This window comes from Streptomyces sp. NPDC048257 (assembly GCF_043201855.1).
Classification (GTDB): domain Bacteria; phylum Actinomycetota; class Actinomycetes; order Streptomycetales; family Streptomycetaceae; genus Streptomyces.
The window spans coordinates 257,613-273,340 of record NZ_JBICZI010000006.1 but is presented as its reverse complement, the minus strand read 5'-3'; the positions used below and the strand labels follow the sequence as shown (position 1 = coordinate 273,340).

Below are 15,728 nucleotides of genomic sequence, written 5' to 3'. Positions count from 1 at the left end.
GCGGACGCGGCGGGACGACCCCCGCCGCGTCCACATCCTGGACAACTACCCTCGTTTCATGAACGCAGAAGCCGACGCCCTCGCCGCCGTGAAAGACGCTGACCGGAAGCACGTCTTCCACTCCTGGTCGGCGCAGGAGCTCATCGACCCGCTCGCCGTGGCCGGCGCCGAGGGGTCGTACTTCTGGGACTACCAGGGCAACCGCTACCTCGACTTCTCCAGCGCCCTCGTCTACACGAACATCGGCTACCAGCACCCGAAGGTCACCGCAGCCATCCAGGAGCAGGCGGCCAGGCTGTGCACCGTCGCCCCCGGCTTCGCCGTCGACGTGCGCTCCGAGGCGGCCCGGCTGATCGCCGAGCGCACCCCCGGCGACCTCGACAAGATCTTCTTCACCAATGCCGGAGCCGAGGCCGTGGAGAACGCCGTCCGCATGGCCCGGCTGCACACCGGCCGGCCCAAGGTGCTGTCCGCGTACCGCTCGTACCACGGGGCCACCTCCACCGCGATCAACCTGACGGGCGACGCCCGCCGCTTCGGCAACGACACCGCGACCGCCGGTGTCGTGCACTTCTGGGGGCCGTTCGCCTACCGCTCGCCCTTCTACGCGACCACCGAGGCCGAGGAGTGCGAGCGGGCCCTGCGCCACCTCGAGGACACCATCGTCTTCGAGGGCCCGCAGTCCATCGCCGCGATCATCCTGGAGACCGTCGGCGGCGCCCCGGGCGTGCTCGTGCACCCGGACGGCTACCTGGCCGGGGTGCGCGCGCTCTGCGACCGCTACGGCATCGTCTTCGTCCTGGACGAGATCATGGTCGGATTCGGGCGCACCGGAAAGTGGTTCGCCTCCGAGCACTGGGACGTCACCCCCGACCTGATCTGCTTCGCCAAGGGCGTGACCAGCGGCTACGTCCCGCTCGGCGGGGTCGCCATCTCGGCCGCCATCGCCGAGACCTTCGCCCGCCGCCCCTACCCGGGCGGGCTCACGTACTCCGGGCACGTGCTGGCCTGCGCGGCCGCCGTGGCGACGATCAACGTCATGGAGGACGAGGGCGTCGTCGAGCAGTCGGCCCGCACGGGTGCGGAGCTGCTCGGCCCCGGCCTGCGCGCGCTCGCCGAGCGGCACCCCTCGGTCGGGGAGGTCCGCGGGCTCGGCACCTTCTGGGCCCTGGAACTCGTCCGGAGCAAGGAGACGCGCGAGCCGCTGGTCCCGTACAACGCCTCCGGCGCTGAGAACGCCCCGATGGCCGCGTTCGCGGCCGCGTGCAAGAAGGGCGGCCTCTGGCCGCTCGTCGCCGGGAACCGCATCCACATCGCGCCGCCGTGCACCATCACGCCCGAGGACGCGGCCAAGGGACTGCGGATCCTCGACGAGGCCCTCGCGGTGGCGGATGCGCACACCGTCTGACCTGCGGATCTGTGGGGTCGCCCAAGGCGTGGGGGCTGGTGTTCGGAGGATTCGTACGGGGATCAACCCCCCGTACACATGCTGCAATCCGTGCAGGCCCTGAGACACACGACAGGCCAAGCACCTACGAACCGGGATGCACGTCAGGCCCGGGGCGGCCCTTCAGCAAGGGGCCGAACGGCGGGGAGCGGGACGTCCTTGATTCGGGCGGGCGCTGGACGCCGGGCGTACGGGATCCAGACGACCGGACTCCGTGTTCCCGAGTACCCGAAGGAAGACAGCATGAGCAAGCACGTCCTGGCCCAGAACCAGTACGGCAAGGCCGAGAACCGCATCGTGAAGGTCACCCGCAAGGGCGGCGACGGTTCCTGGCACGAGATCCGCGACCTCAACGTCTCGGTCGCGCTCCGCGGCGAATTCCGCGATGTCCACCTGACCGGCGACAACGCCAACTGCCTGCCGACCGACACCACCAAGAACACGGTGTACGCCTTCGGCAAGGAGCACGGCATCGACTCCCCCGAAGCCTTCGGCATCCTGCTCGCCAAGCACTTCGTCTCCTCGCAGCAGCCGATCCGCGAGGCCCAGATCCGCATCGAGGAGTACGTGTGGGACCGCATCCCGGTCCCGACGCGCAAGGAGCAGCACTCCTTCGTCCGCAAGGGCCAGGAGGTGCGCACCGCGCAGATCACCTACAGCGAGACGACCGGCCTGCAGGTCATCTCGGGCCTGAAGGACCTGACCGTGATGAACTCGACCAACTCCGAGTTCCACGGCTACATCAAGGACAAGTACACGACCCTGCAGGAGGCGTACGACCGCATCCTGGCGACCAAGGTCACCGCGCGCTGGGCGCACTCGGCGCTGGCCGCCGACGACTCCGGGTACGACTGGGACCAGGCGTACAAGAAGGTCCGCAAGAACATGCTGGAGGCCTTCGCGGAGACGTACTCGTACTCGCTGCAGCAGACCCTGAACCAGATGGCCGAGCGCGTGCTCGACCACTGCCCCAAGGTCAACGAGGTGCGCCTCAACCTCCCCAACAAGCACCACTTCCTCGTCGACCTGGAGCCCTTCGGCCTCAAGAACGACAACGAGGTCTACTTCGCCGCGGACCGGATGTACGGCCTGATCGAGGGCACCATCCACCGTGACGGGGTGCAGCCGGTGATCGCGACGTCCGACTGGATCGTCGCGTAGCGCGCCTGCGCCTGCGCCTGCCGTTTCGGCCCGGACCGCGTCGCGGGGTCCGGGCCGAACCGTTTCACCGGCCGGGACGGGCCGGCCTACGGCCCGACGTGCGGCTGCTCGTCCTGAGGCTGCCCCACCAGCAGGTTCCAGCGCCCGGCCCGCCCGGTGAGGGTCGTCACCGACTCCGGCCGTACGTCGAGCCGCCAGAAGACCGCCGCGGGCAGCTCCAGTGCGTGCACCACGGCCGCCCGGACGACGGCCTGCTCGACCACCACCCGGTGGGTGCCCTCGGGCAGAGCGGCCAGCTCCGCCCCGACCCGGGCGATCAGCGCGTCCACGGACTCCCCGCCCGGTGGCGCGTACGCGGGATCCGACAGCCAGGCCTGCACGGCCGCGGGGTCGCGGCCCGCCATCTCGTCCAGGGTGCGTCCCGCCCACTCGCCCGTGGCCAGCCCGCGCAGCCCCTCGTGTCCGGGGCACGGCCGCGCGTGACCGAAGCGGCCCTGACGGGCGGCTGCGTCCAGAGGGAAGCTGACCAGACGGACTCGCACCAACGGGGTCTTCATAAGGGGAGGGTAAGCGCGGTACGGTCACAAATGACACAATTGAATGACGACGGTCCGACGGAAGCCCGGTGAGAATCCGGCACGGTCGCGCCACTGTGAAACCTCCCGGAGGGGGAGGAAAGTCAGACCCGCCACCGTCGTAGCGAGCACCACTGACCGGGACGCGTGTTTTCCCCCTGGAGGTTCTGCGATGGCCCACTCCGCCGTGCCCACGACGAACTCACCCGCCATTCCCCCCATCTCGCTCTCCGCACTGGCCCCCTGGGCCGTGTTCGTCGGCATCCTCATGCTCGTCCTGCTGTACTTCGTCGGCGCCGAGCAGGGTGCCACCGCGGTCTTCGAAGGGGAGACCATCCACGAGTGGCTGCACGACGGCCGTCACCTGCTCGGGTTCCCCTGCCACTGATTCCCCTGCACCGACCGACGTCTCAGCAAGGGGATCAGAAGCATGACTTCCACTTCTCCGGGCGGGGTCTCCCCCCGGACCCTGCTCGTCCGCGGCATGCTCGCCGGCCTGCTGGCCGGGGTCGCCGCCTTCCTCGTCGCATACCTCCTCGGTGAGTCCCAGGTGGACGCGGCGATCGCCATCGAAGAGGCCGCCGCGGCCGGTCACGACCACGGCGAGGCGGCTCCGGTCAGCCGGGCCCTCCAGGCCACGGCCGGGCTCGGCACCGGTGTCCTGCTCTACGCGGTCGCGCTCGGCGGCATCGCCGCGCTCGTCTTCTGCTTCGCCCTGGGCCGCATCGGCCGCTTCGGCCCGCGGACCACGGCCGCGCTGGTCACCGGGGGTCTGTACGTCACCGTGACCCTGGTGCCGTTCTTCAAGTACCCCGCCAACCCCCCCGCCGTGGGCGATCCCGAGACCGCCGCCCGGCGGACCGCCCTCTACCTCCTGATGATCGCCCTGAGCGCGCTGCTGGCGGCCGGGGCGCTGATCCTCGGACGACGGCTCGCGCCGAAGCTCGGGAACTGGAACGCCTCGGTCGTCGCCGGCGCGGCCTTCGTCCTCGTCATCGGCGTCTCGTACGCCGTACTGCCCGGCACCAATGAGGTCCCGGCGGGCTTCCCCGCCGCGCTGATCTGGGAGTTCCGCCTCGCGTCCCTGGCGATCCAGACCGCATTGTGGACGACTTTCGGCCTGGCCTTCGGTTTTCTAGCCGAACGAGCCCTTGTGCCCGCCTCCGCACCCAAGGAGGCTGTGCAGCCGACCAGTTGAGTACGAGGGGGCCGGTAGTACATGGCGACGCCGATCAGGGAATGGCGGGGCTGGACGGGCGCTGCCCCGTTCTGGCTGAACTCGTTCCTGCTGCTCCTGGCCCCCTGCTGCGCCGTCACGCTGTTCGGCCAGATCGGCATCATCGCCGCGCTGGCCGCCCTGGGCGGTCTGGTCCGCCACCTCTGGTACGGCGACTACGGCCACCCGGCCATGCACGTGGCCGCCGCACTGATGGGGGCGGGCACGGCGGCCGTCGTCATGTGACCCTTCGGGCGACCTGACTCTCACCCGTTCGGGCGCATGACCTCCTCCCCGGGCCGCCGGCGGCTGGACCCGCCGCGAACTGCGAAGACTCTCCGATCGTGCGACGACACGCCCGTGACGCCATGTCAGTCCACCGTGTTGCACGGGGTGCCGATGGGCAGAGGAGGTGTCCACTGCTCACATGACCCGGCCGCACGAGCCGGACAGGAGGGATTCCCATGCCCCGCGCCAAGTGGGCCGTCGCCGCGCTGACGGTGGTTCTGTTGTCCACCGGTATCGCGGTGTTGCAACGGACCGAGGGTGCCAGGCCCGCCGCCGTGACCACCGACGACGCGCTGCCCTCCCGTGCGTTGGGGCTCTCCGGCCATCGCCGTCTCGTGCGGGAGCTGGAGCAGTCCGGCGAGCACATCCCCGGCAGGGGGGCGCGGTCGCCGAGAACCGCCCCCGGGCCGCTGCGGGTGGTCAAGGGACCGCTGCGGACCGCACGCCCCCTGCGGCTGCGCATCCCGAGCCTGGGCGTGGACGTACCGCTGACCGGACGTCGCGAGGAGGTCTCCTGGGACACCGGGGGTCCCGCGCCGGGCGCCGCCGGGACCGCCGTGGTGACCGGAGAAGGGCTGGAGGGGCTGCGTCTCGGCGAGTTGCGGCGCGGCCGGACCATCGAGATCCCCCGCGCGGACAGCCGTACGGCCGTGTTCACCGTCGTACGGGTGTCACCCGGCAGGGCTTTCGGTCACGAGGACCCGGACGGCCGCCCCCAACTGCGGCTGGTCGGCGGCGAGACCGCCGTGCTGGCCCGGCTGACCGGGCAGCGCCGCACCCGCTGAGCCCGTCCGGTCCGGCGGCGCCCCGCGGCCGGCTGTCAGCCGTGGGGGGTGTCTTGGTCCCCCGGTCGGGGGCTTCTTGAGGTCCGCCCGGGAGTCGTTCGGCGTGGCGGGGCACACCCCTCGCATGAGCGGGAGGCACCACGCGCGTTCGGCACTGACCAGGGTTCTGACCGTGGCCTGTGTCGTGCTGCTGTGCGTCTTCGGCGCCGGTCCGGCCGGTGCCGCGGCTGCCGAGTTCCGCCCCGCCTCCGGCGCGCCCGCGGCGCCGGGCGCCCCCGCCGAGTCCCCCGAGCCCGGCGAGGGCCAGTCCGATCCGGCGCCCGAGCCCGAGGCACGGGCGACCGTACGGACGGTCGCGCGCGGGCCGGCCGTCGTACGGCCGACACCGCTTGCGGTGTTTCACGTGAAACACGACGAGGAGGCCCCGTCGTGCGGGCCTGCCGCGGAGGCGGCCGAACCGGCCCTGTCCCGGCGGACGGTGCGGAGTGTGGTCCTGCGCTGCTGAGCGGACCGAGGTCCGACGCAGCCCCCCACACCCCCCTCGAAACACCGTGAGGTTCCGCCATGCCCATCGACCCGTACGCCGCTCTGAACGCCATGCTCCGCGCCGAGGTCACCCGGTTCGCCCCGCCGGTCCGGCAGACCGAGTCGGCGGCGTCACCGAAGCCCACGGCCACGGCCGTCGAGCCCGAGAGCGAACCGCAGCAGACCGCCACCGCCGACTCGGCCGCGTAGGACCGCGCGGACACGCGGGAAGCGCCGGTTCCCGGCCACGGGCACGGGAACCGGCGCCACTGTCCGGGTCAGCCCTCGTGCGTGTAGTAGCGGTAGAACGCGATCGCTCCGACACCCGCGCCGACGGCCAGGCCGACCACGGTCGACTTGAGGATCGACTGGTCGGTGAGGCTGTGCAGGTAGCCCACGGCGATGCCGCCGAAGGCTCCGTACGCCGCCGCGTGGACCTCGCGCTTCATCCGGGGTCCGATCCGGGCCAGGGCGAACATGATCCCGGCGAAGAGCACGCCGCACAGGATCCCGTAGAAGACGTTGCCCGCGTCCACCGGGCCCATCTGGCGCTTCATGAACGCGGCCCAGACGCCGTAGACCAGTCCGAGGAGCAGGGGCCGCGCGTATGCGCTCTTGCTCAGGTGCGTCATGTCCGTCGTCCGCCGGTGCTGCCGCCTGGGGGCGGTGGGTGCCGCATGTGCCATGACGGGCTCCTCTCTCCCATCATCCAGGGCACACCCGCCACCCCCGACCGGCAAGTGGATCAGTGGTCAGGGCGTGCGCACGGCCACGGCGTCGATCTCGAAGAGCATGTCGGGCAGGGCGAGGGCGGCGACGCCGATCAGGGTCTGGGCGGGCAGTTCGGTGCCCCAGGTGGCGTGCAGCTGCTTGAGCAGGATCTCCAGCTTCCGCTGGTCGTGGCCGACGATGTAGGTGCCGATGCGGACGACGTCGCCGGGGCCGAGTCCGACGGCTTCGAGGGCGGTACGGAGGTTCGCGAAGGCCTGCTCGACCTGGGCGGCGAAGTCCTCGGAGACGACGTGGCCGTTCTCGTCGGAGCCGTACTGGCCGGCTATGAAGACCTGCTCGCCGGGTGCGGAGACGATGTGGCTGTAGCCGTAGTCGGTCGGGGTGTGGAGTCCTGCCGGGTTGATGATGCTGCGCGTCATGCCGAGCTCCCTGTGTCCGTATCCGTGTCTGAGCTTGTATATCCGTGTATGCCCGTGTCCGTACGCGTGCGGTTACTGCGCGGCGAGCCAGGCGCGGAGCCGCTCGGGGGCCTGCGGGGCCTGCCGTTCGGCCTGCTGCCGGATCTCGTCGAGGTTCTGTGCCGCGAGCGCCCTGCGCCAGGCCAGCTCGGCCCGGGTCATGGCGTGCGCGATGGCGCAGTCGGCCGTGTAGGCCGCCGGGGCACCGGCGCCGGGTCCCTGCCGGCGGATCTCCGCGCACCGGAAGGCCTCCTCGGCTCCCTCGACGGCGGTCACCACGTCCATGAGCGAGATGGCCTCGAGCGGGCGGGCCAGCCGGAAGCCGCCCCGGGGACCGGGGGTGGAGGTGACGATGCCCGCCCGGGCCAGCGCCTGGAGCTGCTTGTTCAGGTAGGCCGCGGGCAGGTCGTGCCACGCGGCGAGGCGGGCAGCCGGCACGGCCCGGTCGCCGCTCCAGGCCAGGTTGACGCAGCTGTGCAGCGCCCACTCGACGCCCTCGCTCATCTTCATATCCTGGATATTAGATGTCCAGGATTATGGGCGCAAGGGTGCCACGCCGCCGGACGGCCCACCACCCGCCCGCAGCAACACCGCTCGCGCCCGGCCCCGCGTCCGCATTCCCTGGTGACGTGCGCAGCATCCTGTCGGCGGTACTCATCGTGCTCGTGGCCCTCCTGGTACCCGCGAGCGCCGTCGCATACTGGGCCGACCGCGAGCTGGGCAACGCCGACCGGTACACCGCCGCCATGTCGCCCCTCGCCGAGAACCCGAAGGTGCAGGAGGTCGTCGTCACCCAGGTCAGGCGCGCCCTCGCCGGCCAGATCGACGCGGGCCCCTTCCAGATCGGCGTGGACACCCTGCTCGGCGAGGCCCTGCGCTCCTTCGCCGGCACCGCCGCCTACCGGACCGCGTGGGACGCGGCCAACCGTGCCGCCCACGCCGCCTTCCTCGACGCGCTCAGCACCGGCCACGGCGACGCCCTCACCATCGACCTCGCCCCCGTCATCGCCCAGGTCAGGGGCGACCTCGTCGCCGACGACGTGCCCTTCGCCGACCGCATCCCGGTGACCCACCTGACCGTGAAGGTCATGGAGTACGACAACCTCGGCGCTCTCCGGAAGGGTTTCCGCATGCTCGAGATCGCAGGCGTCTGGCTCCCCGTACTGACCGTCGTGCTGGCCGCGGCGGCCATCGCGGTCGCCGTCCACCGGCGGCGCGCCGTCCTGGCCACCGGAGTGGGACTCGCGGCCGGGGCCGGACTGCTGTGGCTCGCGGTGGACGTGTGCCGCCGGCTCGCCCTGGACGACCTGCCCGCCGACATCGACCGGCCCGCCGCCGGGGCGGTCTACGACGCCCTGACCGCGTACCTGCGCACCACCGCCTGGGTGGTACTGGCGATCGGGCTCGCCGCCGCACTGGCGGCCTGGGTGATGGGCCGACTACGCCACACCCCATAAGCTCGGAAGGTACCAACACGCGCATTACGACGCAGAAGATCCCAGAAGAACCGAATCGCGAGCGGCGGCACGGAAGCGGGAATGAGCACCGAACGCACCGAACACATATCGTCGCGGCGAGCCCGGCACCGTCCGCTGGCTCCGCCCGCCTGGTTGCTCAACGGGCTGAAGCCCAGTACCGCCCCGATCCCCTGGTCCGCAGTGGCCCGGGCCTCGGTCGCCCTCGCCGTCCCGCTCGCCGTCGGTTTCGCCCTCGACGAGCCCGAATACGGGGCGCTGGTCTCCATGGGCGCCCTCGCCGGAGTCATCGGCGACACCGCCGACGCCTACCGGATGCGGGTCCTGAACATCGCCGTCCCGCAGCTGGCCGGCGCCGTCGGAGTGGCCCTGGGCACCCTGGTCTACGGGCACGGCTGGCTGGCCGTCGGAGCGCTCACCCTCATCGCCCTGGTCTCCGGGATGATCTCCTCCATCGGCACGGTCGCCTCCGTGTCCGGACTCCTGCTCCTGCTCAACGCCGTGATCGGCGCCGGACTGCCGCTGCCGGAGCCCTGGTGGACGGCGCCGCTGCTGCTGACCGCGGGCGGACTGTTCGTCCTCGCGCTGACCCTGCTCGGCTGGCCACTGCGCCGCCGGCAGCCGGAACGCACCGCCGTGGCCGACACCTACCGGGCGCTGGCCGACGCCCTGGAGGCCGCCGGCGGACCCGGCGCCGTCTACGAGGAACGCCGCCAGCAGGTCACCCAGGCCATCAACCACGCCTACGACCTGGTGCTCGGCCGCCGGGCCCGGGTGCACGGGCGCAGCCCCTCGCTGGTGCGGCTGCTGGCCCAGCTCAACGTGATCATCCCGCTGGTGGAGGCCGCGCCCGCCGCGCACCTGCGCGGCCGTCCGCTGCCGCCGGGGATCCCGGCGGCCGTACGGGACCTGGCCGACGCCGTCGAGGAGGGCCGCACCCAAACCCCCGTACTGGAGCTGCCCGCCGCGCACACCCCGGCCGAACGGGCCGTCGACGCGGCCCTGCGCCATGCCGCGAAGATCGTGCACGTCGCCGAACCGGACCTGCACAACGTGGACGACCGCCTCGGCCGGCCCGCCGCCCTGCGCGTACGGGCCCGGCGGGCGGTCCGCGACATGGTGCTGTCCCGGGCCTCCTGGCGGTACGGGCTGCGGCTCGCCCTGTGCATCGGGCTCGCGCAGACCCTCGTATCGGTCATCGAGGTCGAGCGGTCCTACTGGGTCGCACTGACCGTCACCTTCGTCCTCAAGCCCGACTTCGGCTCGGTGTTCTCCCGGGCCGTACTGCGCGCGCTGGGCACCGCGGGCGGGCTGGTCATCGCCGCCGCCGTGCTCGCCGAGGTACCGCGCGGCTGGTGGGACGTCCCGGTGATGGTGGTGCTCGCCGGGCTGATCCCCGCCTTCTCCGTCAAGGGGTACGCCTTTCAGACGGCCGCGATCACCCCGGTGATCCTGCTCCTCTCCGACCTGCTCAACCACCAGGGCTTCGACCTGATCCGCCCACGGCTGCTGGACAGCCTCATCGGCTGCGCCATCACCCTCGTCGCGGGATACCTGCTGTGGCCCGAGAGCTGGCACACCCGGATCGGCGACCGGCTCGCCGACACCGTGGACGACGCCGCCCGCTACCTGGAACGGGCCTTCGCCCCGGTCCCGGACGAGGCCGCGCTCGCGGTGGCGCGGACCGCCCGCCTCCAGGCCCGGCGACGCATCTACCGGGACCTGTCGGGCGTACGCAGCGAGTTCCAGCGGGCGCTGACCGAGCCACCGCCGACGGGGGCGCGGGCCGCCGCCTGGTGGCCGCTGGTGGTCGCCGTCGAGCGGATCGTGGACGCGACCACCGCCGCACGGGTCCGGGTCAACCACGGCGCGGCCCCACCCCCCGCCGAAGAGGTGGCGGCGATCACGCGGCAGCTCCACGAGCTGGCCCAGCGCGTGCGCAGCAGCAGCACTCCGGTACGGGTCGACGCGGAGCCGCAGGGCGACGGGACGGGCGTCCTGGCCCCCGTCCACCAGGAGATCTCGGCGGCCCTGGCCATCGCCCGGCCGGAGTCCTGACCCGACACCGCCCCCGCGGGCAGAGCCGCGTCCCCCGAATGGGTCGCCCCCGGGGCCGGGCGGGTCCGGGCGGGGCAGCATCGGAGCATGCACCGCGCCTCGGCCGTGATGGTCCTCGCCCTTCTCCTGGCGGGATGCGCCGATGTGGAGGGACTGCAGAGCGAGGGTGACCTCGGCACGGTCCACGCCCCGAAGAGCCTGTGGAAGGACGTCCGCCCCGACCCTCCCGCCGCGGACCAGAAGCCTGGCACGGCCGCCGTGGTCCCCGGACTCCCCAAGGTGGCGGACCTGAGCATGCGCGGGGTGGACGCGCTGTCCGTCGTACGCGCCGACATCACCTCCGCAACCGAACAGGACGGCGGAACCGGCAGCCTCGTCGACCCGCGCGCCCTCCAGCGGCTCGCGCTCTGCACACAGGCTGTGGACGGCGGCCCCGACTGCCCGGTGCGCCCCGCGGTCCTGCACGACCTGACGGGCAACGGCCGGGAGGAGCTCATCACCGCCCTGGACCTTGACGGCCGACTGAGCGAGCTGCGCGTCTACACCGTCCAGGACGACGGGAGCATCGCCCGAATCCTGTCGCGGCGCGCGGTGCTGGAGGGCGTGGAGGTGGCCGCCGAGCACCTGGCGGTCCGCGAGCCCACGACGAACCCGGCCTACGTCGCCGTCTCCGACTACGTGTGGGACCCGAAGGCCGGGATCATGAACCTGTCCCAGCTCACCCTCGACGACTGCCCCGCCCTCACCAAGAGCCCGTCCAGCGGGGACGGGCCACGATGCGCGCCCTGAGCAGCCTGCGCTGGAAGATCGCCCTGACCACCACGATGGTGTGCTGCATGGTCGCCGCCGCACTCGGGATCCTGGTGCACAACGTGGTCGCCCGGCAGATGGTCGGGGAGGTCCGCAAGGCCGCGGGCGCCGAGCTGGACCACGCCCTGGGCCACTATGAGTACGGCACCGCGCACGGCGACGTGAACATCGTCTTCGACCCGCCCGACCTCCCCCGGCCCCTGCGGGAGCTCGTCGTACGCGGGCAGACCGGCAGCATGGTCGGCGTGCAGCGGGGCGAACCCGTCATGTGGGCGGCCGGACCTGCCGACGGCAAGGCCCTCGCGGTCTGGATGCCGTTCGAGACCACCCGCCACCGGCTCCGGGACATCGACACCGCGATCCTCGCCTCCGCGGCCCTCGCGGCCGGGGTGGTGGCACTGGCAGGCCTGTTCCTCGCCGACCGGATCAGCCGGCGGCTCTCGACCACGGCCGCCGTGGCCCGCCGGATCAGCGCCGGGGACCTGGACGCCCGGGTGAACTTCCCGGCCGAGGGGGACGATCCGGGGCCGCGCGGCTCCCGGGACGAGGTACGGGACGTGGCGCACGCGCTGGACTCGATGGCGGCCTCGCTCCAGGCCCGGCTGGAGGCGGAGAAGCGCTTCACGGCGGACGTCGCGCACGAACTGCGCACCCCGCTCACCGGCTCGCTGGCCGCGGCGGCCCTGCTCCCCGAGGGCCGCCCCAAGGAAATGATCAACAACCGGCTGAAGGCCCTGCACCTGCTGACCGAGGACCTGCTGGAGATCTCCCGGCTGGACTCGGGCGTCGAACGGGCCGACCTCGCCCGGGTGGAGCTCGGCCGGGCGGTGGAGCGGGCCGTCGTCGGAGCCGGAGCCGGGCCGGACGCGTCGGTACGGGTGGTCCGGGACGCGGTGGTGCTCACCGACCGGCGCCGGCTGGACCGGATCCTGACCAACCTGCTGGCCAACGCCGGCCGACACGGCCGGCCGCCGGTCGAGGTGACCGTGGAGGGCCCTGTGGTGGTGGTCCGCGACCACGGGCCCGGCTACCCGCCCGAGCTGATCGAGCAGGGCCCACAGCGGTTCCGTACCGGAGACCCCGGCCGCGGGCGCGGACACGGCCTGGGGCTCACGATCGTGATGGGGCAGGCGGCGGTGCTGGACATCGAGGTGGGCTTCGCCAACGCGCCCGGCGGGGGCGCGGTGACGACGCTCCGGCTCCCCGTCGGCAGGCTGGCGACGGGGGATTGAGCGGGTAGGGCCGTGTTTCACGTGAAACACGGCCCTGGGGTCAACTCGTGCACTCAGACGCCGATGTTGCGGCCGTCCTTGCGCCAGACCGAGACGACCGCCGGACGGACGATCTTGCCCGGCCCGTCGGGCCACACCGACTGCGGCTTCTCGACGGACGCACCGTCGATCTCGCCCGGGTGCTGGACGGACACCAGGACGCGCTTGTCCTGGATGAGCGGGCCGCAGGTCTCGGCGCCGCGCGGGACGGTCAGGAACTGCTTCAGCTCACCACGGCGCTCCCCGGCCGTCGCGACGCCGAACAGGCCGTCGTGGGAGCCGAGCTGGTTGCCGTCCGTGGAGATCCACAGGTTGCCGTGCGGGTCGAAGGCCACGTTGTCCGGGCAGGAGATCGGGCTGACCTTGTCCTTCGGGAAACCCGCGAAGTAGGTCGCCGGGTCGTTCGGGTCACCGGCGACCAGGAAGAGCCGCCAGGCGAAGCCGTCGCCCGCCGGGTCGTCGAAGTTCTCGGCGAGCTCCAGGATCTGGCCGTGCTTGTTCAGGTTGCGCGGGTTGGCCTCGGTCGCGCCTTCCTTGCCGGGCTTGCCGCGGTCGGTGTTGTTGGTCAGCGCGATGTAGACGCGACCAGTGCGCGGGGAGGGCTCGACGTCCTCGGGACGGTCCATCTTGGTGGCGCCCACCTTGTCGGCGGCCAGGCGCGTGAAGACGTACACCTCCTCGGCGGTCATGCCCTCGACGTGCGAGACATTGCCGGTGGCCAGCTTGATCCACACGCCGGAGCCGTCGAACTCGCCGTCGTTGGGGAGCTTGCCGGTGCCGTCGAGGTCGGCGGCCGGGGAGTCACCCGTGAGCTTGGCGACGTAGAGGGTGCCCTCGTCGAGCAGCGTGAGGTTGTGCTCCTTCGCGGCGCGCGAATCGCCCTTCTTCATCTGCTTCGACGAGACGAACTTGTAGAAGTAGTCGAAGCGCTCGTCGTCGCCCATGTAGACGACCGGACGGCCGTCCTCGGTCAGACGGGGCTGCGCGGCCTCGTGCTTGAAGCGGCCGAGCGCGGTGCGCTTGCGCGGCACCGAGTTCGGGTCGTACGGGTCCAGCTCGACGACCCAGCCGAAGCGGTGCGACTCGTTGGGCTCCTGCGCCACGTCGAAGCGCTTGTCGAACCGCTCCCACTTGCGCTCGGTGGCGCCGGTGGTCATGCCGTAGCGCTTGAGGCGGGCGGCCTGGGTGGGATCGATGACCTGGCCGGCGTTGGCGAAGTACTGGTTGAAGTTCTCCTCGCCGTGGAGGGTGGTGCCCCACGGGGTGGTGCCACCGGCGCAGTTGTTGAGCGTGCCGAGCACCTTGGTGCCGGTGGGGTCCACGGAGGTCTTCAGCAGGCTGCTGCCCGCGGCCGGGCCGGTCAGCCGGAACACGCTGGTGGCGGTCAGCCGGCGGTTGAGCCGGTGGCGGCCGACCGCGGTCAGCTTGCCGCTGCGGTGGTCCTCCTGGACCGCGACCACGGACAGGCCGTGCGCGGCCCAGGCGATCTCGACCTGCTCGCGGGTCGGGTTGTTCGCGTCGTACGCCTTGAACATGAGGTTCTCGTCCGTGTACTCGTGGTTGGCCACGAGCAGCTGCTGGCGCTCGTAGTCGCCGCCGAGCGGGAGGAGGCTCAGGAAGTCGTTGTTGTAGCCGAACTGACCGGCCTGCGCGGCGGCGGTCTGCTTGTCGGGGTTGAAGCCCGGGGCACCCTTGACGATCGGGTCGCCCCAGCGGATCACGACGTTCTGGTCGTGGCCCTCGGGGATGGTGACCTTGTCATCGGTGTTCGGCGCGACGGCCTTGAAGCGCAGACCGCGGGCGGCCTCGCCGCTCTTGCCGGCGCCGGCCGCTCCGGCATCGACGGAGGGGGTGGCGTTGGCGGTCTGCCCCGAGCCGCCGAGCGCGATGGCGGAGCCGGCGGCGGTGGCGACCGTCACGACGGCGGCGGAACGCAGCATCGCGCGGCGGGAGTAGGCGCGGGCTATGACGTCGCCGACGTACTCGTTGTCGCTTGTGTTCGGCACCTCGTGGAAGCATGCGTCGCCACAGCGGTAACGACAGGTGAGAGCGGAACGGCCGCTCCCATGCGGGTTGCCGATGAACGGCAGAAGCTTGCGCACGAGTGTCCTCCGAGTAGCTGCGTGGGCGCCGACAACGTGTCGGAACGATCCAGCCGCGACGGTAGGCCCGGGTTGCGCCGAAGCGGCGGCGCGGGGATGAACGGTCGGTGAACCCGGCACGTCGGAGAGGCAGTTCACGCTCCGTGTGCGGGTGATGGGGAGCCGGACGCCACGAAAGGCGCCCCTGCCGAAGATCCAGCCGGGCGGCCGATAACCTTACGTGTCCACTCTGGGCAGGGATCATCCGCGCAGCACGGACAAATGACGCACGCACACATGCGAAAGGCCTGGCCCATGGGTATTCGGAGCTTGTTGCGCAAGGTATTCGGACGGTCCGCGGAATCCGTTCCGGATACTACGGACACCCCTTCGGCCGCTGTCCCGAACCAGGCGGAACGGACCCCTCTGGACGTCGCCGCCGAACTGGTGGCGGCGTCCTTCGACAACCCGACGGTTCCGCCGCAGTCCACTCCGCGCGACCGGGAGCCGGGCACGGTCCTGACCGCCCCCGCCCCGGCGGCGGACCCGACGGTCCCGGAAGCCCGCCGTGCGCCTGCGGCGAAGCCCGCCGGTGAAACCCCCTCGCCCACGGAGCCCGTGACGGCCGAGGCCGAGGCGCAGGACGCTCCCGCCGCGGCCGCCCCCGCTACGGAGCACGCCGGGGCCACCGCGCCGGAGGCGGAACCGGCGGCAGCCGAGGCGGGCGCGCCGCAGGCGCAGGACGAGCCGGCGACCGAGCCCGTCGCTCCCGCTGCGGAGCAGCCCGAGGCCGAGGCCGCCCCCGAGGCGGAACCGGCAACCGCCGCGCCCGAGGCACAGGACCAG

Annotated in this window: 17 protein-coding genes and 1 pseudogene; 13 read left to right on the top strand and 5 right to left on the bottom strand. The window is 72.1% G+C overall.

All coding sequences use genetic code 11. The features are described 5' to 3' along the window. Window positions 1–58: 58 nt before the first annotated feature. The gene (locus tag ACGFZK_RS16585; protein ID WP_393849572.1) at window positions 59–1,408 is read left to right on the top strand and encodes an aspartate aminotransferase family protein; all 1,350 of its coding nucleotides are present in this window, start codon (window positions 59–61) and stop codon (window positions 1,406–1,408) included. A 282-nt stretch (window positions 1,409–1,690) separates the two neighbouring features. Further along, a complete protein-coding gene (gene pucL, locus ACGFZK_RS16580; RefSeq protein ID WP_393849571.1) occupies window positions 1,691–2,608 on the top strand; it encodes a factor-independent urate hydroxylase in 918 nt (305 codons plus the stop codon). Between the two features lie 86 nt (window positions 2,609–2,694). Here the strand turns inward: pucL and ACGFZK_RS16575 are convergent, their stop codons facing one another. After that, window positions 2,695–3,165 (bottom strand): histidine phosphatase family protein, encoded by a 471-nt coding sequence (locus ACGFZK_RS16575; RefSeq protein ID WP_393849570.1) that lies wholly within the window; start codon window positions 3,163–3,165, stop codon window positions 2,695–2,697. Window positions 3,166–3,355: 190 nt separating this feature from the next. Between ACGFZK_RS16575 and ACGFZK_RS16570 the strand changes: the two genes are divergently transcribed. From ACGFZK_RS16570 to ACGFZK_RS16545, 6 genes are all read left to right on the top strand, one after another. After that, window positions 3,356–3,571 (top strand): CbtB-domain containing protein, encoded by a 216-nt coding sequence (locus ACGFZK_RS16570; protein WP_393849569.1) that lies wholly within the window; start codon window positions 3,356–3,358, stop codon window positions 3,569–3,571. 42 nt (window positions 3,572–3,613) lie between these two features. After that, entirely contained in the window at window positions 3,614–4,381 is a 768-nt protein-coding gene (locus ACGFZK_RS16565) for a CbtA family protein (RefSeq protein ID WP_393849568.1), read from the top strand. Between the two features lie 21 nt (window positions 4,382–4,402). After that, a complete protein-coding gene (locus tag ACGFZK_RS16560; protein WP_393849567.1) occupies window positions 4,403–4,645 on the top strand; it encodes a hypothetical protein in 243 nt (80 codons plus the stop codon). Window positions 4,646–4,863: 218 nt separating this feature from the next. Then, the gene (locus ACGFZK_RS16555; RefSeq protein WP_393849566.1) at window positions 4,864–5,472 is read left to right on the top strand and encodes a hypothetical protein; all 609 of its coding nucleotides are present in this window, start codon (window positions 4,864–4,866) and stop codon (window positions 5,470–5,472) included. A gap of 124 nt (window positions 5,473–5,596) precedes the next feature. Next, a complete protein-coding gene (locus ACGFZK_RS16550) occupies window positions 5,597–5,977 on the top strand; it encodes a hypothetical protein (RefSeq protein WP_393849565.1) in 381 nt (126 codons plus the stop codon). 59 nt (window positions 5,978–6,036) lie between these two features. Further along, window positions 6,037–6,207, top strand: coding sequence for a hypothetical protein (locus ACGFZK_RS16545; RefSeq protein ID WP_393849564.1), 171 nt, complete (start codon window positions 6,037–6,039; stop codon window positions 6,205–6,207). 68 nt (window positions 6,208–6,275) lie between these two features. On the opposite strand, the gene ACGFZK_RS16540 is transcribed toward ACGFZK_RS16545, so the two are convergent. The 3 genes from ACGFZK_RS16540 to ACGFZK_RS16530 all read right to left on the bottom strand — a co-directional run bounded on the left by ACGFZK_RS16540 (window position 6,276) and on the right by ACGFZK_RS16530 (window position 7,691). Beyond that, window positions 6,276–6,683 carry a hypothetical protein gene (locus ACGFZK_RS16540; RefSeq protein WP_393849563.1) on the bottom strand — a complete coding sequence of 136 codons (408 nt, stop codon included), beginning with the start codon at window positions 6,681–6,683 and terminating at the stop codon, window positions 6,276–6,278. 66 nt (window positions 6,684–6,749) lie between these two features. Beyond that, entirely contained in the window at window positions 6,750–7,148 is a 399-nt protein-coding gene (locus ACGFZK_RS16535) for a RidA family protein (protein WP_393849562.1), read from the bottom strand. A 72-nt stretch (window positions 7,149–7,220) separates the two neighbouring features. Beyond that, the gene (locus ACGFZK_RS16530; RefSeq protein WP_393849617.1) at window positions 7,221–7,691 is read right to left on the bottom strand and encodes an RrF2 family transcriptional regulator; all 471 of its coding nucleotides are present in this window, start codon (window positions 7,689–7,691) and stop codon (window positions 7,221–7,223) included. Window positions 7,692–7,816: 125 nt separating this feature from the next. Here ACGFZK_RS16530 and ACGFZK_RS16525 point away from each other — a divergent pair, with 125 nt between their 5' ends. From ACGFZK_RS16525 to ACGFZK_RS16510, 4 genes are all read left to right on the top strand, one after another. Continuing rightward, window positions 7,817–8,644: a hypothetical protein gene (locus tag ACGFZK_RS16525; protein ID WP_393849561.1), complete on the top strand. Its 828-nt coding sequence runs from the start codon at window positions 7,817–7,819 to the stop codon at window positions 8,642–8,644. An 81-nt stretch (window positions 8,645–8,725) separates the two neighbouring features. After that, window positions 8,726–10,720 (top strand): FUSC family protein, encoded by a 1,995-nt coding sequence (locus tag ACGFZK_RS16520; RefSeq protein ID WP_393849560.1) that lies wholly within the window; start codon window positions 8,726–8,728, stop codon window positions 10,718–10,720. A gap of 87 nt (window positions 10,721–10,807) precedes the next feature. After that, complete coding sequence (locus ACGFZK_RS16515; RefSeq protein ID WP_393849559.1) at window positions 10,808–11,509, top strand: hypothetical protein; 702 nt, start codon at window positions 10,808–10,810, stop codon at window positions 11,507–11,509. Further along, window positions 11,497–12,762, top strand: a complete 1,266-nt coding sequence (locus ACGFZK_RS16510) for a sensor histidine kinase (RefSeq protein ID WP_393849558.1) — start codon at window positions 11,497–11,499, stop codon at window positions 12,760–12,762. The genes ACGFZK_RS16515 and ACGFZK_RS16510 overlap by 13 nt, the downstream gene beginning before the upstream one ends. Window positions 12,763–12,815: 53 nt before the next feature. On the opposite strand, the gene ACGFZK_RS16505 is transcribed toward ACGFZK_RS16510, so the two are convergent. Next, window positions 12,816–14,903: a PhoX family protein gene (locus tag ACGFZK_RS16505; protein ID WP_393849557.1), complete on the bottom strand. Its 2,088-nt coding sequence runs from the start codon at window positions 14,901–14,903 to the stop codon at window positions 12,816–12,818. Window positions 14,904–15,329: 426 nt separating this feature from the next. On the opposite strand from ACGFZK_RS16505, the pseudogene ACGFZK_RS16500 reads away from it, so the two are divergent. Then, window positions 15,330–15,728 (top strand): annotated as a pseudogene (locus ACGFZK_RS16500) (hypothetical protein); the annotation flags it as partial.